The organism is Echinicola vietnamensis DSM 17526 (assembly GCF_000325705.1).
Classification (GTDB): domain Bacteria; phylum Bacteroidota; class Bacteroidia; order Cytophagales; family Cyclobacteriaceae; genus Echinicola; species Echinicola vietnamensis.
Window position 1 is genome coordinate 1970989 of the sequence record NC_019904.1, and the last position, 19766, is coordinate 1990754.

Below are 19766 nucleotides of genomic sequence, written 5' to 3' on the forward strand. Positions count from 1 at the left end.
CGAGGTTATAGGCAGCGGTGAAGTAGGGAGAGAAGGGCTGTAGGGGCATTACAAATGCCTGGTTTGTGGAATCCTCGTTACAAACGAGGATTAGAGGCGAAGGAAAAAAAATGAAATAAAAAGAATCAATATAAAATGATCAGATCAAAACGTATCAATAGGCTGTTTTTGGGGTTGGCATCTGTTTTTGTGGTGTGGGGAGTAAAGGCACAGGAAACAGAAATACAGTACCTCTCCGGTAAAGGCTATCAAGACACCAAAGAATGGGAATTCAAAATTTCCGGCGGCCGCAAGAGTGGTGAGTGGAGCACCATCAGCGTGCCTTCTGTGTGGGAGCAAGAAGGCTTTGGGAAGTACCAATATGGGATAAAGTTTTATGGCAAGCCCTTTCCAGATGGGATTGCCGATGAAGTGGGCCAATACAAATACACCTTTGAAGTGCCCAAAGCATGGGAAAATAAATTGGTGAGAATCGTTTTTGATGGTTCCATGACCGACACCGAAGTACGGGTCAATGGCCGCTCGGCAGGAGATAAGCATCAGGGAGCTTTTTACCGTTTTAAGTATGACATCACCGACCTGCTGAAATACGGGAAGGAAAACCTCCTGGAGGTGACGGTAAGCAAAGAGTCTTCCAATGCCAGTGTCAACCTGGCCGAGCGACGGGCCGATTACTGGAACTTTGGCGGGATATTCCGACCGGTGTTCCTTGAGGCCTTCCCGGCCAAATTCATTGACCGCACGGCCATTGATGCGCAGGCCAATGGCCAATTCAGGGCCGAGGTGTTTTTGGGCCATGCGAGCGCAGATGACATGAAGGTGGTGGCGACCGTCAAGGATGAGGAAGGACAGTCTTTGGGACAGCCCATGGAGCAATCCATTACCGCTGGAGGTGACAAGGTCGTGCTGGAAAGTGCTTTTGAGGGAGTGGATCTTTGGACTGCTGAGACACCAAGTTTATATCACATCCAATTTTCGCTATATGATGGAGATGAGTTGGTTCATCAGGTCGACGACCGATTTGGCTTTCGTACCATCGAGTTGAAAGAAAGTGACGGCATATACATTAACGGCCAGCGGGTGCTGATGAAAGGGGTAAACAAGCATAGCTTCTGGCCCGAATCCGGCAGGACCTTGAACAAGGAATTGAATTATGCTGATGCCAAGCTGATCAAAGAAATGAACATGAATGCGGTGCGCCTTTCGCACTATCCTTCTGATCCGGAATTTTTGGATGCCTGTGATGAACTGGGGCTGTATGTGCTTCATGAGCTGGGAGGCTGGCACGGCCACTATGACGAAGCCATCGGCATGGAGCTGGTGGAGTCCTTGGTGACCCGCGATGTAAACCACCCCAGCGTGATTTTTTGGGACAATGGCAACGAAGGTGGATGGAATACGGAATTGGACGATGAATTTGCGAAGTGGGATCCCCAAAACCGCCCCGTCCTTCATCCCCAGCAGCTGCTCAATGGGGTGGAAACCATGCATTATCGCTCTTATGGTGAGACAGAAGAATACTTTAGAGGAGACTATATCTTTATGCCGACCGAGTTTTTACATGGCTTGTATGATGGAGGCCATGGAGCAGGTTTGTACGATTATTGGGAATTGATGCGCACCCACCCAAGAAGTGGTGGAGGTTTCTTGTGGGTATTTGCCGATGAGGGCATCGCCCGCACCGATCAGGATGGCCGTATCGATAATCAAGGAAATTATGGTGCCGATGGCATCGTCGGGCCTCATCATGAAAAGGAAGGAAGTTTCTTCACCATCAAGGAGGTTTGGTCTCCCGTGATGGTCATGCAGGAGGATGAATTGTCGCCTGATTTTGACGGCACCTTTCCAGTGGAAAACAGGTATGATTTCACCAATTTGGATGCCTGTACTTTTGAGTGGTCCTTGGGGGCATTTTATGGTCCCGAGACAGGAGAAAGTGGCCACAAGGTCATCAAGTCCGGTGAACTGAATGGCCCGGATGTGGCTCCGCACGAGTCAGGTGAAATCACCCTTCCCTTGCCGGCCGATTGGGAGGCAGCAGATGTCCTTTATCTGACCGCCAAGGATCCATCGGGCAAGGAGCTATGGACTTGGCACTTCACATGGGAGCAGCCCACGCAGTACCTGCAGGCAGGCAATGGATCGGTGGAGCTGGAAGAGCAGCAATCCGATTATGTGGTGTCATCAGGAGATTTGAAGGTGACGTTCAGCAAAGAAAATGGACAAATCGTGGCGGTAAAAGAAGGGGGAAGCACGATTTCCTTCGGCGGAGGCCCTCGTTTTGTGGCGGCCAGAAGAGGTGATAGAACCTTGGATGGGACAGTAGATCCTGATTTCGAAAAAGGAATGGACAGGATTTACAAAGCACTGGATTTAGAGCAAGAGCTAAGGGCAATTACCGCAGAGGAGAAAGACGGGCAGGTAACGGTAAAGGCCAGTTATTTTGGTCCTTTGGAAGAAGTGGTTTGGACTATTCAGCCAGGAGGATTGGTGCAGCTCGATTATACGTATAGGTATAATGGCGTGGTGGAATTGATGGGGGTAAGTTTTGATTATCCTGAGGAGAAGGTAAAAGCCATTCGCTGGTTGGGAGAAGGCCCTTATCGTTCGTGGCAAAACCGTATTCACGGGACCACTTTGGATATTTGGGGAAATGACTATAATGACCCTATTCCCGGGGAATCCTTTACTTATCCGGAGTTTAAAGGCTATTTCCATGACTGGCATTGGGCAGCATTTGAAACCGAGGAAGGTAAAATCTACATGGCCAATGACCGACCTGACAATTACCTGGGTGTATATACTCCCCGCGATGGCCGCGACGCACTTTTGTACACCTTGCCTCAGACAGGGCTGGCTGTTTTCGATGTCATTCCTGGGGTGAGAAACAAGGTGAATGCCACTGACTTGGTTGGTCCTTCTTCCCAGCCACAGCATGTAAGCGGTAAGAAGGAAGGCCGGGTTTACTTTAAATTTAAGGCTCATTGATCCCCGGCGTTAAGGAGTCCTGTCCCGATGACTATCGGGATTAGGGACTTCGTAAGGCCAGCGTCCTGTGTCAGAGACAGAGGGACGCCCGACAATTTTAAAATCTTTTAATTATCCAATGATATGATCAAAAACACCAACGACGGAACGGATAAAGCCCCATACCTCAGGGTGGACATGAATTATGGTGGATGCAATGATTTACCCCCCTTTTCCTCAGGGCCAAAAGGGGATGATCAGGAAAAGCATGCAGCCATCAGCGAAGCAGGTTTTGGAGGAATTCAAGATGGAGATCCGGCCTTGTGCAAAGCACTAGGTTTGGCACTGACGGCCCATGCAAGGATGAACCAAGTGGGGGACTTGGATGCCCTGCTGCCCAAGTGGAAAGACGGTGGTTATAATTGTGCCACCCTCCACGTAGGCTGGGGTATGGAAAGTGACGATGAGGTGAACCGATTGGTGGAATATGTACTTAACAGCTCGGTAAAATATGATTTGCCCATCTATATCGAAACCCATCGGGCTACGATCACCCAAGACATGTGGCGGACAGTGGAGCTGACCAAGCGATTTCCAGAGATCCGTTTTAACGGGGACTTTTCCCACTGGTACACTGGTCAGGAAATGGTTTATGGAGGAATCGAAAATAAATGGGAGTTTATCCAGCCAGTGTTTGACCGGGTTCGGTTTATGCACGGAAGGATAGGCAACCCCGGCAATATCCAAGTGGATGTGGGCGACGGCCAAGGTCAATCCTATGTGGATCATTTCAAGGAAATGTGGACGCGGGCTTTTCAGGGCTTTTTACGATCTGCTGATACCGGTGACTACATCTGTTTTGCGGTGGAGCTGCTCCAAGCGGATATTTTCTATGCCAGGACGTTCAGAAATTCCCAAGGAGTCACCCAAGAAGAAGGGGACCGATGGCAGCAAGCCTTACTTTACAAGGAGTTGGCGGCGGCATGTTGGGAGGAAGCATTGAAGCGGGAAGGATAAAAACCATAGCGTACTTTCCGCAAGTATTCAGCAGGGCAAACGCATGAACTTATTTTGGGGTGGGAGCGATCTTTGTAAAAGACAGTGATCATCCGTACCGCTCGCCCAAAGTGCTATGCTGACATTTTAAAATGCGTTTGCCCTGAATTTTCAGGTGCCGGGTTTAAGGTTTTGGGCAATACGTCTACAAGGCAGGTAAGCAATGAGAGGACTCGCAGTGGTTAGGTATTTGGCTTTCTTCTTTCATGTGCACATGACCAGATTTTTTCAATAGTATACCCCGCTAATTTTCAGATCCTCAGCGATCAATATCTCCTGAGGTTCCACCATCTTTGACTTTCCCATATTTCATATTGCTAGACTGATCCCCATGATACCACAGGAAGGTTTTTGTATGGAGGAACGTAACTTTAATCTCAGATGCGACCGTTAAGTGCAGCGGCCGACGATTACCTATTGACCACAGAGAAAATGGCTATAAACCAATAACCGATCATGTTTATAAAGAAGTATTACGAAGAATTCGAGCTGGAAGAGACGAGGGAAACGCTAGGGCGTACCATTACAGAAACGGATATAGTGATGCATGCGGGGCAAACGGGAGACTTTTTTCCGCATCATATGGACGCAGAATGGTGCAAGACCCAGCCTTTCAAAGAGCGGATTGCCCACGGAACTTTGATCTTTTCCGTGGCGGTAGGGATGACTGCTCAGGTGATCAATGAGGTGGCCATGACCTATGGCTATGAACGACTCCGCTTTACCAAACCCGTATTTATTGGGGATACCATAAGGGTAAAAGTATCCATAAAGGATAAAAAAGACCATAAAAGGCCCGCGTATGGCTTAGTGACGGAGTTGGTAGAGGTGTTTAACCAGAAAGATGAGTTGGTGATGCTTTGCGAGCATATTTTATTGACCGAAAAGAAACAATAAACCTACATCATGGAAAAGAAGATTTTAAAAGGCATGACCTGGGGGCATAGCAGAGGGATTTCTCCCTTGCAGGCATTTGCCCAGCGGTTCAACCAGCTTTATCCCGATATTGAAGTGCAATGGCGACAGCGGACCCTACAGGAGTTTGCTGATTACCCCATTGAAAAACTCACTGAAACTTACGATCTGCTCATCATTGACCATCCATGGGTAGGCTGTGCTGCCGCAACAAATTGCGTGTTGGCATTGGACGAGCATTTACCGGAACAGTTTCTTGCAAATCAGGCTGAAAACCACGTAGGCCGTTCCCATCAGAGCTACCATTATGGTGGCCACCAGTGGGCTTTGGCCATTGATGCGGCCACGCCGGTGCCCAGTTTTAGAAAAGACTTGTTGGATCAACATGCGGTGGCCGTTCCAAGGAGGTGGGAAGAAGTAATGGCTTTGGCCAAGCAAGGAAAAGTAGCTGCCCCTGCCATTCCCATTGATTTGCTGATGAACTTCTACATGTTTTGCCAAGCCCATGGCCGAGAGCCTTTTTTAAGTACGGAGGAGGTCATCGATAAATCCACCGGGTTAAAAGCCCTGGAGACGATGAAGGCCTTTTACAGTTTATTGGACAGGAAGCTGTTTGACGCCAACCCCATTCGGGTGGCGGAGTACATGTCCATGGGAGATGACTATTGGTACTGCCCGTTTGCTTACGGATATTCGAATTATGCTCGGGATGGTTACAGCGACCATTTGTTGACCTATGGCAATTTAGTGGATTTTGCCCCCGGCAAAAAATTAAGAAGTACGATAGGGGGGACAGGATTGGCCGTTTCTGCTTTTAGTGAGCATAAGAAGGAAGCATTACTGTTTGCGCAAATGATCATGTCAGAAAGGTACCAAGCTACCGAATATGTACTCAACGGCGGCCAGCCCGGCCATCGTAAAGCTTGGCTGAGTGAGCAGGCCAATGCCGTCACGCATCACTATTTTAAAAGCACCCTGGAGACTTTAGATGCTTCGTACATGCGACCGCGGTATCATGGCTACCTGCATTTTCAGGATCATGCCGGAGACCCGATCCGGGAATACATGATGGGGTCAGGAAGCCCGGAGGCCGTCCTCGACCGTGTCAATGAAATCTATCAGATCTCCCAGCGAACCGTTGCCCATGAATCCTGAGTCAAAAAGCACCACTAAAAGCTTACCGTTGGAAGGGGTGATCGTGTTGGAATTTTGCCAGTACTTATCCGGTCCTTCCGCAGGCTTAAGGCTAGCAGACCTAGGCGCGAGGGTCATCAAAATTGAAAACCCGGGCAAGGGGGATCTTTGTCGAATTTTACCCATCAAAAACAGGTGGGTGGAAAACGATTCCCTGCTTTTCCATACCATTAACAGAAATAAAGAAAGCTATACCGCTAACCTCAAATCCGAGCATGAACTTGCCGAAATCAAGCGACTCATCGGAAAAGCCGATGTGCTCATGCATAACTTTCGCCCAGGGGTCATGGAGAAGTTGGGGCTGGGCTATGAAGCTGTAAAAGCCCTCAATGCAGGGCTTGTCTATGCTGAAATCAGCGGTTATGGAGCAGAGGGGCCGTGGGCACGTAAGCCGGGGCAAGACCTTTTGCTACAGGCCATGAGCGGTTTGATGTTTGCCAGTGGCAATCAGAAAGATGGGCCGATGCCTTTTGGATTGGCCATTGGGGACATGCTTTGTGGAGCCCAAGCAGTGCAGGGGATTTTAGCGGCTTTGGTCCATCGAAAGCGGACCGGGAAAGGAAGCCGGATATCATTGAGCTTGTTGGAATCGCTGCTGGACATGCAGTTTGAAGTGTTGACGACTTATTTTGCCAGTGGAAAGCGGCCCCTTCGATCTGCGGTGAACAGTGCTCATCCGCTGCTGGGAGCACCGTACGGGATTTACGCTACCAAGGATAGCCATTTGGCCATAGCGATGATTCCTATAGCACCTCTCCGGGAAGCATTGGGCTGTGGGGAATTGGAAAGGTTTGATCAGTCGATGGTGTTTACCCATCGTGATGCGATCAAGCAGGTGTTGGCCGATTTCCTGAAATCAGCGACTACGGATCATTGGCTCGCCAAGCTTCGTGAAAAAGGCCTATGGGCCATGGATGTGAAAGATTGGAAGCAGCTTAAAGCAACCCAAGGTTACCGACAAAGCAACCTTGAGCAGATCATAAAACTCACCAATGGACAGTCCATCAAAACCAACCGCTGCCCGATCCGGATCGACGGAGAAGTGCTCCTCAGTGATAGGCCGGCGCCGACATTGGGCGAACATACCGCCTCCATTAAGCAGGAATTTAATTGATCATTTGCTATTAATCTATCATTCACTCACTAAGTACCCATGCCATTGCTAGAAGGAATAACCATCGTCGATTTCTCCCAATTTTTGTCAGGACCCTCTGCAAGTTTGAGGTTGGCCGATTTTGGGGCGCGAGTGATCAAGGTAGAGAAACCAAAGACAGGGGATATCTGCCGACAGCTCTATGTTTCAGCGGTAGAGATTGCAGAGGAATCCACCATTTTTCATACCATAAACCGGAACAAGGAGAGTTTTACGGCCGATTTAAAGGAAAAGGCCGATCAGGAAGCCATTTGGAAGTTGATTGGCGCGGCGGATGTGGTGATGCATAATTTTCGGCCGGGAGTGATGGCGCGATTGGGTTTTTCATATGATGAGGTAAAAGCCAGGTTTCCACAGATCATCTATGCGGAAATCAGCGGTTATGGCCAAGATGGCCCTTGGGCAGATTTGCCGGGCCAGGACCTATTACTCCAATCCCTGACAGGCTTAACTTTTCTCAATGGGGAGGAGTACAAAGCCCCCACACCCATGGGGATATCGGTGGTGGATTTATTGGCAGGCACCCAATTGGCACAAGGGATTTTGGCTGCACTGTACCGGAAGGAAGATACCGGGCGGGGCAGTTTGGTACAAGTGAGCATGCTGGAATCCGCCATGGATTTTCAGTTTGAAGTATTCACCACCTTTTTGAACGACGGAGAAGAGCTCCCCCAGCGAAGTAAGGTCAATCATGGGCATTGTTATATTGCTGCTCCCTACGGAGTTTATGAGACAAAGGACGGTTTTTTGGCCTTGGCAATGGGAAATATTGTCACGTTAGGCGATTTATTGGCGTGCGAAGAGCTGGCGGTTTTTGATGACCCCAAAGGTTGGTTTGACCGTAGGGATGAAATCAAGGCCGTCTTGGCAGCACATTTGGCAAACAATACCACCCAACACTGGCTGGATATATTAGAGCCAGCGGACATTTGGTGTGCAAAGGTGTTGGACATGGAAGCGATGATGGAAGAAGAGGGGTACCAAGTATTGGAAATGGAGATGGAGGTCAGGACCACAAATGGCGATCGCATCAGGACCACCCGCTGTCCTATTCGGGTAAATGGCGAGCGGATATTGCCGGGACGCGGCGCCCCCTTTTTGGGAGAGCACAATGATGCGCTTGCCCGGGAGTTTGGCCTGTAAGGCAAATGACCAAGCATTTCAGTAGGAAAAAATAACGAATAGCAAGTAATGATGAAGATCATAGATACACATATTCACATTTGGGATTTTGAAAAGGCGGAGTATGCTTGGCTGGAAAACGATACTTCTATCCTGAAGCAACCTTACCAGTTGAAAGATCTGGAGGATAAGCGAGAAGCGGCAGGCGTTTCAGAAGGGATATTGGTGCAGGCGGCAAACAATTTTGAAGACACCAATTGGATGCTGGAAAATGCCGCTGCCCATGACTGGATCAAGGGAGTGGTGGGCTGGTTACCGCTGATGGATCCTTCAGCCACCGCAAGGGCCTTGGAGGATCGTTATCTTAGCAATGGCTATTTCAAGGGAGTACGCCACTTGATCCATGACGAGCCCGACCCAAAGTGGCTGCTTCAACCGGCCGTGCTGGAAAGTTTACAGCTGTTGGCAGATCATCACCTCACCTATGACCTGGTGGGGGTATTGCCAGCACACATCGATACTGCATTGAAGGTGGCCGAGAAAGTGCCCGAGCTGAAGATGGTCTTCGATCATCTCAACCAGCCCCCCATACAGGAAGGGCTTCACTTCGGCGCATGGGGCAACAAAATGCGGGAGGCTGCTGAACATCCGATGTTTCATGTGAAGATTTCAGGGATGGGAACCACCACTGGAAAACCATTCGAATGGGGAAGGTATGATATTTTGCCTTATGTCGAATTTGCCTTGGATACGTTTGGAATGCATCGCTGTTTTTGCGGCGGAGATTGGCCCGTATCGCTCTTGGCGGGGAGCTATGAATACTCTTGGAAGCGATACCGTGAAGTGTTGGACACGCTTTTATACGAAAAGGAACAGGGAAAGGTGCTGTATGATAATGCCTTAGCATTTTACGGTATCCAATGAAAAAACAAGGAGAGAGAAAAGAAGATAGAGTGCTGAAACTGTTCGGGATTTGTAATCCCAGCATCATGCTAACCTTAAAACTAAAATAACCTAACATGAGTGTCATCGGTGGAGTAATGTTTCATGCTGTCGGGGCTTCCTTTGCAGCACTTTGTTATACCCCGCAGAAAAAAGTGGTCAGTTGGTCTTGGCAAACTTATTGGCTGGCACAAGCCTTTTTCTGTTGGTTTTTATTGCCCATTATCGGGGCTTGGTTGACGATTCCGGAACTGATGAAAGTATTGGATGAGGCCCCCAAGGATGCGATGTGGAAGGCTTTTGGATTGGGCATGGCCTATGGAGTAGGCGGGACTGCTTTTGGAATAGCCATCCGTTATATCGGATTTTCGCTGACCTATGCCATATCGATCGGTATTTCCTGTGTGGTAGGGACGCTGTTGCCTCCTTTGGTAAAAGGAGAATTGGCGGCTGTTTTACAGCAAGAAGGATCCGGCTGGATTGTGACCGGCATGGTGTTGGGAGTGTTGGGCATCGCTTTGTGTGGCTTGGCAGGAAGGTACAAGGAACTGGATTTGGCAAAGCTTGAAATTGGTGCCCAGTCCAGCTTTTCCGTATCCAAAGGCCTTCCGTTATGCATTTTGGCGGGCGTGCTTTCGGCATTGTATGGCTTTTCGATTGATCAGGGGCAGCCCATTGCGGATGTGGCCGTGAAATACGGTGCTGGCGATTTCCAAAGCAACGTGGTCTATATTTTTTCCAATACCGGAGCATTTTTGGTGACCCTTTTTTATTGCCTTTACCTGCACCGGAAGCAAAGGACATTCAGGGAATTTACCCGCAAGGCAAAGGCTCCCCTGACCAAAAATTACTTGCTGGCCATCATGACAGGAATGATGTGGTACTCACAGTTTTTCTTTTATGGGCTAGGACACGTTCGCATGGGGGATTATAAATTTACCAGTTGGGCCGTACACATGATCATGTTGGTGATGTTCAGCACGGTGGCCGGGTTGGCCATGAAGGAATGGACGCACGCAAAGGGGAAAACGGTTTATGCGCTAGTACTGGCCTTGGCCGTTTTACTGGCGGCAGTTTTGGCCTTGACAGTAGGGAATGCTATCGGGGCCTAAGAAGTTACGCGATGGCGTGCAGGTCACGATAGAATTAAGGTGTTTAGCTGAAAATGCGGTTATGTTAGCAGCATTTCGGGTTAAAAATATGGAATATCAAAAATTGTTGATAACCTTAAGAAATGAATGTGAATTCGTAAAGCCTTTATACCGGAAGGGGTAGGTCTGGAGGGAATGTGAAGTTTGGCCGATACTTTCGCCGTTTTTTGGAGGCGCAGCAAGCGATAAATCAATGATATGAAAATACTACAAATCGGAGCGGGCGGAATCGTGAAGGACGCCCATTTGCCGGCCTACAAAATAGCCGGTTTTGAGGTGGAAGGTGTCTATGACCTTGACGAAGAAAATGCTATTAGCCTTGCTACTGCGTTTGGGATTCCGCGTGTTTTTGGCTCTCTGGATGAGTTGACAGCCCATGCCACAGAGGATACGGTTTTTGATGTGGCAGTGCCCGGGAGTGCCGTGTTAGAGGTGTTGGAGAAGCTACCTGATGGAGCCGTGGTCCTGATCCAGAAGCCGATGGGGGAAGATTTGGAGGCTGCCAAAGCCATTTTGGCCCTGTGCAGAAAGAAAAAGCTGAAGGCAGGGGTCAATTTTCAGATGCGCTATGCGCCTTACATCCAAAAGGCCCGCGAAATCATCCAAGCGGGCCACATTGGCGAGGTATGTGATATAGAGGTCAAAATCAACGTTTATACCCCTTGGCACCTGTGGGATTTTCTTTTTACGGCTTCACGAGTGGAGATTTTGTACCACAGCATTCATTATGTGGACCTTGTTCGCTCCTTTTTCGGCAATCCTGAAAAAGTATATGCCAAGACCATCAAGCACCCCAAAATGACACAACTGGCCTCGGTGAAGACCAATATCATCATGGACTATGGAGCACTGAAAGGAGCCAATATTCTCACCAATCATGCGCATGCATTTGGGCTAAAACACCAACAGTCTTACGTGAAGATTGAAGGCACCAAAGGGGCGATCATGATTGAAATGGGGCTGTTAAAAAATTATCCCCAAGGAACTGCTGACAAATTTGAATATATCATTGCAGCGGAAGGGAAGGAGGCCGAATGGAAGGAAGTAGAAATAGCGGGAACGTGGTTTCCTCATGCTTTTATAGGCTCCATGACCGAGATGAAAAAAGCACTGGAAAACCCGGCATATCTTCCCGACAACAGTGTGGAAGACTGCATTTACACCATGGCTTGTGTGGAGGCCGCCCATCAGTCCAGTGAGCAGGGCGGGGTGGTGTTGCCTACTATCGACCAGTGATACGGGTACACTTGGAGACTAACGCATGCCAATTTCCAAATGTCAAAATATTTCAATCCCGCACAAGCAGGTAAGTTCAGGATGCTGATATAAAGTGTCTTAATTACATTTGTGTTAATAGGGTTTTATTAGGTTTTTAAGTAGGATGGGGGGATTTCTCCCGTCTTACTTTTTTTATCACCGACCTTATCCCTAATCCCGCCTTCATTTTATGGAAAGAATTTCAGCAACATATTACATCGAAACACCTTTTGAGGTGGAATCAGCAGCAGCGGTATTGGCAGGGGAGCAATCCTCAGGAACGTTTGTGGCGGTACCTGGCGAGACGGCCGAGCTGAAGCAGCGTTTTGCTGCCCGGGTAGAATCCATCGAAAAACTGGAAACCGTCAGTCAGCCGGCTATCCCCGGGGCAGTGTCTTCTCATGGAAAGTACCATCGGGCGATGATTTCCGTTTCTTGGTCCATCGAAAACTTTGGCTATAACTTGCCCACCATGATATCAACCCTACAGGGCAACTTATACGAAATTACCCAGTTTACAGGGCTGAAGCTGATGGACTTGGAGGTGCCGGCCTCTTTTGCACAGCACTTTGCTGGCCCTGCTTTTGGGATCAAGGGTTGTCGGGAGTTGACCGGAGTGGAAGCGGGGAGACCATTGATCGGGACGATCATTAAGCCAAGCATCGGCATGCGTCCCGAAGAGACCGCGGCCTTGGTGAAGACTTTGGTGGAGGCTGGAATTGATTTTATCAAAGACGATGAATTGATGGGGTCGGCGGCCAATTCACCCTTTGACAAACGGGTAGAGGCCATCATGAGGGTGATCAATGCCCATGCTGATAAATCAGGCAAAAAAGTGATGTATGCTTTTAACATCTCCGATGAAATGGACCGCATGCACGAACATTACGACACGGTGGTGAAGCATGGCGGTACCTGTGCGATGATGAGCATCAACAGCGTCGGGATGGCAGGCGTAAAGCGCATTTGTGACCGAAGGGAGCTGGCCATTCATGCCCATAGAAATGGCTGGGGAATGCTCAACCGGCATCCACTGCTGGGCATCGATTTTAGGGCATATCAGAAGCTTTGGCGTTTGGCCGGTGTGGATCAGCTCCATGTAAACGGCATTCAAAATAAATTTTGGGAATCGGATGATTCCGTAGTACGGTCAATAGCGGGATGTTTGACCCCTATGCTGGGAGGCTATCAGGTGCTGCCGGTCGTTTCTTCAGGACAATGGGGAGGCCAAGCACCAGAAACCTACCGTCGTACGGAGACGACCGATTTATTGTACATGGCTGGTGGAGGCATCATGGCGCATCCAGCGGGTCCCGCTGGGGGTGTTAAAGCACTTCAACAAGCTTGGAGGGCTGCGGTGGACGGGCTTTCTGTCGAAGAAGCAGCCAAGAAGTATGAGGAATTTGGGTTATCTGTACAGAAATTTGGCAAGTAAAAATGCGTGAGAAAGTATCCCCGTTATTGTTGGCTTTTTATGGCGATGATTTTACAGGCTCATCCGATGCGCTTGATTTTTTGAGTAAGGCAGGAGTGAAAACCGTCCTGTTTATCGCTCCCCCCACTTCAGCACAGTTGGCCAAGTACGAAGGCGTACAGGCCATTGGGGTGGCAGGGATGACGCGGTCGATGGTTCCGGAAGCCATGGAACATGAATTGAGAAACGCTTTTGGGGCCTTGAAGCAGTCGGGAGCCCGCCAAGTACATTATAAGGTTTGTTCCACATTTGATTCTTCTCCAAAAATCGGCAATATCGGCAAGGCATTGGAGGTGGGGCTGGAGGCATTTCAGGTACCTTATGCCTCGCTGTTGGTGGCAGCGCCTGAACTTGGGCGCTATTGCGCGTTTGGGAATTTGTTTGCCCGCATGGGCATTGGCAGCCAAGGAAAAATCTATCGTCTCGACAGGCATCCTTCCATGAGCAAGCATCCGACCACCCCCGCCGATGAAAGTGATCTTCGACTGCATTTGGCCAAACAGACAGATCTAAAAGTAGGGTTAGTGGATGTGTTAGCGGTGGAGACCGGCGGTGAAGTGTTGGCAGAGGCGTTGCAGCATGAACTGGAGGCAGGAGCCAAGGCGGTGCTTTTTGATGCCATGTATTCTAGGCAATTGTCCGCAATTGGCGGTTTGATGGACCGAGCAGCAAACGAACGTCCCCACTTTTCCGTGGGATCCTCGGGGATAGAAATGGCCTTAGGGGCCTATTGGAAGGCCGAGGGACTCCTTCCGAAGGAAATAACTTGGGATAAGCCGGGCAAGGCAGGGCCCATGTTGGTGCTGTCCGGAAGTTGCTCCCCCATCACAGAAGGGCAGATTACCCATGCTCGCGTCCATGGATTTGGGGAAGTTGCGATAGATCCTGAGCAACTGGTGTCAGGTCCAAAAGCCGTCCAACAGTATGTTCAGGAAGTGCTGGAAATAATGGAGAAGGGAAAACCGGTAATCGTCCATACCGCTTGTGGTGCGGAAGATTCGAGGAGGGCCGTTACCCGTAAAATACTGATCAACCAAGGTGTTCCTCCCGAAGATGTCAGTGCCAAAACGGCCGACTTCTTTGGGCAAGCTTTAGGAGAGATTGCCCGCAAGGTAGCTGAAAAATATCCCTATAAAAGACTTCTGATCGCTGGGGGAGATACTTCCAGCAAAGTGGCGAGAGTCCTCGGAATAGAAGCCGTGGAGATGATTGCTCCTTTAGTGCCGGGGGCACCATTGTGCGTGGCCCATGCCCCAGCATCACCGATCGATGGTATGGAAGTAAACTTCAAAGGCGGCCAGGTGGGAGCTGAAGACTATTTCGTAAAAGTGATGGAGGGGAATGTCGGCGGATGAAAAGGTGATTTAGGACAGCGAGGTATTAGAAATGAGACAAGCGCTCACTTCTTTTCATGGGCATGCCCCTTGACAACTGGATAATCTTTCAATTTTAAAATTCAATAACATGAAAACATTAGGACTCATACACACATCTGCCACATTGGTGCCGATTTTCCAGGCCCTTTGCGAGGAACATTTGCCAGATGTAAAGGTATTTAATATTGTCGATGACAGCTTGATCAAAGACGTGATCAGCAAAGGAAAGTTAACGCCCCATACGGCCAGGAGAGTGGTGGATTATGTGGGGTCTGCCGAGGCGGCAGGTGCCGATCAGATCATGGTGACCTGCTCCTCGATAGGGGCAGCGGTAGAGGCCGCGGCCGACTTGACCCAAGTTCCGGTGTTGCGGGTAGATCAGCCCATGGCAGATTTGGCTGTTCAGACTGGGGTGAGAATTGGAGTGGTAGCCACTTTGCCGACGACCTTGGAACCTACTTCTGACTTGGTGAGAAGAAGGGCAGACGTGATGGGAAAAGATATTAAATTGACCTCCAAGCTTTGCGAAGGTGCTTTTGAGGCCTTGATGGGAGGAGCTCCTGACCAGCACGATGAAATGGTTGCCGAAGCACTGAAAGCGCTGGCCAAAGAAGTAGATGTCATCCTTTTGGCGCAAGCCTCTATGGCCAGGGTAGTGGACAAGCTGGATGAAGCAGATAAAAAAGTGCCCATCGTGGCCAGTCCGCCTGAATCGGTGAAATACTTGGCGCGGAGCATGAAGTAGCACCTTTAGCCTGATCCCAATCCTCCAAACCTTACCACCTTAGAACATTCTACCCTTATAACCCCCATAACCTAACCCATGCAGCGGACTCGGAAGTTTCTTTTATTCAGTTCACCTGTCATCTTCATCGTTTTTGGTATTGCCTTGGCGATGGGATTTACCGATGTCTGGAAAATCAGTGCCGTAGCATGCAGTGTGGTGTTTTCGTTGGGGCTTGGCGCTTCCAAGCGGTTTGGTGGGTATCAGTATACGGCGTGGATCATGACCGCCGTGGTAGCCGGGATGATTTACCCAACCGCCTTTTTGCAGTGGGGAGATGTGGATTTGCGAAACAAATGGCTGATATTATTTGTCGTACAGGCGGTGATGTTTGGCATGGGCATCCAGATGAGTTTACAGGATTTTTCCAATTTGGCCAGCACCGGAAAGGGTGTTGTTGTAGGCTTATTGAGCCAGTTCAGCATCATGCCGTTAGTAGGTTTTATGCTGACCAATCTGTTTGATTTTGACCCTGAAATAGCCGCGGGGATCATCTTGATGGGGGCGTGCAGCAGCGGTTTGGCGTCAAACGTGATGGTGTATTTGGCCAGGGCCAATTTGGTTCTTTCAGTGACCGTGACGGCCATGGCGACCATGCTGGCGCCACTGATGACGCCTTTTTGGATGAAGACATTGGCGGGAACCTTGATCGATATCAAGTTTTTGGACATGATGTTCAATATTATCAAGATTGTACTCGTTCCCATTGGCGCAGCCTTGCTCCATGACTACCTGAAGAAGGCAGACAAGAACACGAAAAACCGAATTTATGGGGTGGCAGTGAGCTGCGCGGGGTACTTGATGCTTTTGCCATTTGGGCTTTGGCAGTTTTATGCAAGTCGTCTTTCTCCCGCTGCACTGCAATCCTTGGAATTGATGAATTTTTTTATGGGCGCAGTGGTATTTGGAGTGGCTTATCACTTGTGCACCCGCCAATTCAAAAAGTTGGACAAGTTAATGCCGTATATTTCCATGTTTGGCATTGTGTATTTTACTACCGTGACTACGGCGGCAGGTCGGGACAATCTCCTCCAGGTAGGCATGCTTTTGTTTTTGGTTGCGGTCATCCATAACGGGTTGGGGTACTTCTTCGGTTATTGGCTCAGCAGGTTGTTGGGTTTGGACATTCCTTCTGCAAGAGCAATGGCCTTGGAAGTAGGACTTCAAAATGGCGGCATGGCTTCTGGCCTGGCGGGCTCGATGGGCAAGCTGGGGACAGTGGGCTTGGCACCGGCGGTGTTCAGTCCATGGATGAATATCACCGGCTCCATATTGGCCAATTATTGGCGAAAAAGACCCGCCAATGAAAGGGATAACTGATTTTTTCAGTAATCTTTCGTTTGAATCACCTCTACTGTCTCATGGATGGACAGTTTTTATTTTTTTGGCTGCAGGGAGAGATGAATCACAGATAACTGGTTGATAGGTTGCTTATTTCGTTAATTTTTACGTTTTTTTAGTGAGCGTTTTTTAATATCCTTAGCACTTAATGTCTTTAGACGTGCATCAGAACAATTTTAAAACTGAAAAATGAATTCTACACTAAAATTTAGTCAAATGATCCGCATTTTCCTGTTGTCTTTTTGTTTTTTAATCTTTTGTGGGAGCACCATTGCCCAGACCGAAAGCGATTCCGTTATCCAAGTAGGATTTACAGGTTCCCAGCCTTTTGTGATCCCGGATTCGGAGGGTGATGGGATATCCGTGGACCTTTGGCGGGATATTGCATTTGAGGGAAAATTGGATTACGAACTGACCCATTTCGAAGGGGTGTCTTCTGGTCTGGAGGCCGTTAAGAACCAGTCGATTGATGTTTTGGTGGGGCCGATTACCATCAATTCTGATCGTGCAGCTGAAGTCACTTTTTCTCAGCCGTTTTTTGAAACCGAGATGGCCATATTGGCACCCAAGATCGAGCAGGGCTTTTGGGATTACGTAAAACCGATCTTTAGCACCACCTTTTTGTTCGGCGTGTTGGGGCTTTTTTTGTTACTTTCCATTGTAGGGGTCTTGCTGTGGATGGTCGAGCGTAAAACCCTTACCCCAGAAGGGAAAAATGGTACCGTCCGTGGAATCGGAAATGGTATCTGGCTGGCCATTGTGACCATGACCACTGTAGGGTATGGGGATTTTGCTCCTAAAACGCTCTCTGGAAGGGTCATTGTCGGCATTTGGATGATCATTTCCCTGATTACGGCGACCTCGTTTGTGGCGGGCATCGCCACGACCATTTCCCAGATCAAAGGCGAGGACGAAACCATTACCTCTCTTTTGCATTTGGAAGGAAAAAGAGTAGCTGTCCCCGACAATGAAAAAATCATCGATAACATCACTACTGTCGGTGGCAGGCCTGCTCCGGTATCCGATATCCATGAGGGATTTGAGAAGCTTTCCAATGGGGATGTGGATGCCTTGGTGTACGATGTCATTGCATTGGAGTATACCTACAGAAGCCATGATGAAGATGATTTTGTGCTTAGCAAAAAGAATATTCTTCCCCAGAATTATGGTTTTGCATTTCATGAAGCTTCCAGTTTGAAGAGATTGGTGGACATCGAAATTCTAAAACTCAAAGAATCCGGTGAAATCCAAAAAGTCATCGACCGCTGGGTGAACAGTGGGGAGTAGTTTTAGGGGATTTCAAATCCCCTTTTTTATGGATTCAGAATTGTAATTCCTGAAGAGCGATTCTTTTCCAATCTTCTAATCTTTCAATTTTACAATCTTCCAACCATCAGCCTACCATGATAGCACAGGAAGGTAAAAACAGGGTGTTTTGTAATTTTATTGGACAAAATGAGAAATCTGCTTTGGGCAATTTCAATAAACGCCAATATGAAACAACCGATAACCTACCTATGTGCCTGGTCCTTATTGATAGGACTAGGTCTTAGCTGCTCTTCTAAAAATGAAAAAATCGCCGAAGAAGCTACGGCATCCAAGCCGGTGATAACCGAATCGGTGATGCAGCAGGTCTATGAGGAAATCAAAACGCCCCATAAATATGGTTTGGTAAAAATCCCGCCAAGCAACGATCTGAAAATGGACTGTCCCAGTATTTTCCGAGAAGGAGACAAGTGGTACATGACGTACCTGATTTATGGGGGGCGCGGTTACGAGACATGGCTGGCAGAAAGTGACGATCTTTTGCATTGGGAAGACAAAGGAAAGATCATGTCTTTTTCGGATACCACGGACTGGGACATGAACCAAAAAGCAGGTTATATTGCCCTTCAGGATATGGAATGGGGCGGAAGTTACCACTGGGGCACGTATGAAGACAAGCATTGGATGAGCTATTTTGGCGGCAATACCCGTGGCTATGAAGCCGGTGTGTTGTCCATCGGTATGGCCTATACAGACCAAGCCCCCACCACCGCCCATGAATGGCAACGGCTAAAAGAGCCGGTGTTGACACCGCATGATGAGGACGCGAGATGGTGGGACAACAGCACCATGTACAAAAACTCCATTATTAGGGACGAGGAAGAATATACCGGACACCCATTTGTCATGTACTATAATGCCCGCGGCGACAGCATTAATCCTGGTCGGGGTGCCGAAAGGATAGCCATGGCAGTATCAGATGATATGGTGAATTGGAAGCGATATGGAGAGGCTCCACTGATCAATCACCATAAGGGGATCTCTGGGGATGCCTATATCCAGCAGATGGGGGAATTGTACGTGATGTTTTACTTTGGGGCTTTTTGGCCTGACAGGGAAAATACCACAGCTTTTAACCGATTTGCCGTTTCCAACAATTTAGTGGACTGGGTGGATTGGGAAGGAGCCGATTTGATCAGCCCTTCAGAGCCCTATGATAATCTTTTTGCCCACAAATCCTTTGTGGTTAAGCACGATGGAGTAGTTTACCATTTCTATTGTGCGGTCAACAAAGATGAACAGCGAGGCATTGCGGTGGCTACCTCAAAAGACCTTGGCACAAGTGACTTGGATTTTCTTCCTTTGGAAAGGGAATAGAAGTGAGATGCTAGATTTGAGACATGATTATCAAGTATTAAGAATCAAGAGGAAAGAACAAAGAATCAAGAGGAAAGATCGGAGAGCACGATGTTGTTCCTGGTTTGCAACCAGAAACTAGCAATAAGAGGGATTTGCAATCCCCGAAATGCTTCCTAGGGCTACGCTCAGTCCCCCTTTAGGGGGATTCAGGGGGAGAAAAAGTAGTGAGTCGTGAGTATCAAGTATCAAGAGGAAAGAGAAAAGAGGAAAGAGGAAAGAACAAAGAATAAAGACACGGTACACGGAGAGCACGATGCTGTTCCTGATTTGCAATCAGAAACTAGCAATAAGGGGGATTTGCAATCCCCAAAACCACTTTCAAACGTTCCAACCTCCAAACACAATAACC

At 48.6% G+C, this 19766-nt stretch carries 15 protein-coding genes; all 15 read left to right on the forward strand.

All coding sequences use genetic code 11. The annotated features are described in order from the left end of the window. The first annotated feature begins 135 nt into the window (after positions 1–135). The 15 genes from ECHVI_RS08240 (at position 136) to ECHVI_RS08315 (ending at position 19375) form a co-directional block, all read left to right on the forward strand. A complete protein-coding gene (locus ECHVI_RS08240) occupies positions 136–2988 on the forward strand; it encodes a glycoside hydrolase family 2 TIM barrel-domain containing protein (protein ID WP_015265509.1) in 2853 nt (950 codons plus the stop codon). A 123-nt stretch (positions 2989–3111) separates the two neighbouring features. Further along, positions 3112–3984: a hypothetical protein gene (locus tag ECHVI_RS08245; protein ID WP_015265510.1), complete on the forward strand. Its 873-nt coding sequence runs from the start codon at positions 3112–3114 to the stop codon at positions 3982–3984. A 495-nt stretch (positions 3985–4479) separates the two neighbouring features. Next, a complete protein-coding gene (locus ECHVI_RS08250; protein WP_015265511.1) occupies positions 4480–4920 on the forward strand; it encodes a MaoC/PaaZ C-terminal domain-containing protein in 441 nt (146 codons plus the stop codon). A gap of 9 nt (positions 4921–4929) precedes the next feature. Continuing rightward, on the forward strand, positions 4930–6093 hold the full coding sequence (locus ECHVI_RS08255) for an ABC transporter substrate-binding protein (protein WP_015265512.1): 1164 nt from the start codon (positions 4930–4932) through the stop codon (positions 6091–6093). Beyond that, the gene (locus tag ECHVI_RS08260; protein ID WP_245553455.1) at positions 6047–7246 is read left to right on the forward strand and encodes a CaiB/BaiF CoA transferase family protein; all 1200 of its coding nucleotides are present in this window, start codon (positions 6047–6049) and stop codon (positions 7244–7246) included. Before ECHVI_RS08255 ends, ECHVI_RS08260 begins: the two co-directional genes overlap by 47 nt. 39 nt (positions 7247–7285) lie before the next feature. Next, entirely contained in the window at positions 7286–8428 is a 1143-nt protein-coding gene (locus ECHVI_RS08265) for a CaiB/BaiF CoA transferase family protein (RefSeq protein WP_015265514.1), read from the forward strand. A gap of 48 nt (positions 8429–8476) precedes the next feature. After that, positions 8477–9331 (forward strand): amidohydrolase family protein, encoded by an 855-nt coding sequence (locus ECHVI_RS08270; RefSeq protein WP_015265515.1) that lies wholly within the window; start codon positions 8477–8479, stop codon positions 9329–9331. Between the two features lie 95 nt (positions 9332–9426). After that, entirely contained in the window at positions 9427–10461 is a 1035-nt protein-coding gene (locus ECHVI_RS08275) for an L-rhamnose/proton symporter RhaT (protein ID WP_015265517.1), read from the forward strand. Positions 10462–10698: 237 nt separating this feature from the next. Beyond that, positions 10699–11736: a Gfo/Idh/MocA family protein gene (locus ECHVI_RS08285; protein WP_015265518.1), complete on the forward strand. Its 1038-nt coding sequence runs from the start codon at positions 10699–10701 to the stop codon at positions 11734–11736. Positions 11737–11947: 211 nt separating this feature from the next. Then, positions 11948–13192, forward strand: a complete 1245-nt coding sequence (locus ECHVI_RS08290; protein WP_015265519.1) for a ribulose-bisphosphate carboxylase large subunit family protein — start codon at positions 11948–11950, stop codon at positions 13190–13192. A gap of 2 nt (positions 13193–13194) precedes the next feature. After that, positions 13195–14586 (forward strand): four-carbon acid sugar kinase family protein, encoded by a 1392-nt coding sequence (locus ECHVI_RS08295; protein WP_015265520.1) that lies wholly within the window; start codon positions 13195–13197, stop codon positions 14584–14586. 109 nt (positions 14587–14695) lie between these two features. Further along, positions 14696–15352 carry an aspartate/glutamate racemase family protein gene (locus ECHVI_RS08300; protein WP_015265521.1) on the forward strand — a complete coding sequence of 219 codons (657 nt, stop codon included), beginning with the start codon at positions 14696–14698 and terminating at the stop codon, positions 15350–15352. Between the two features lie 78 nt (positions 15353–15430). After that, positions 15431–16711 (forward strand): bile acid:sodium symporter family protein, encoded by a 1281-nt coding sequence (locus ECHVI_RS08305; RefSeq protein ID WP_015265522.1) that lies wholly within the window; start codon positions 15431–15433, stop codon positions 16709–16711. 210 nt (positions 16712–16921) lie between these two features. Further along, positions 16922–18019 (forward strand): transporter substrate-binding domain-containing protein, encoded by a 1098-nt coding sequence (locus ECHVI_RS08310; RefSeq protein ID WP_245553457.1) that lies wholly within the window; start codon positions 16922–16924, stop codon positions 18017–18019. 207 nt (positions 18020–18226) lie between these two features. Continuing rightward, the gene (locus ECHVI_RS08315; RefSeq protein ID WP_015265524.1) at positions 18227–19375 is read left to right on the forward strand and encodes a glycoside hydrolase family protein; all 1149 of its coding nucleotides are present in this window, start codon (positions 18227–18229) and stop codon (positions 19373–19375) included. The last annotated feature ends 391 nt before the right edge of the window (positions 19376–19766 follow it).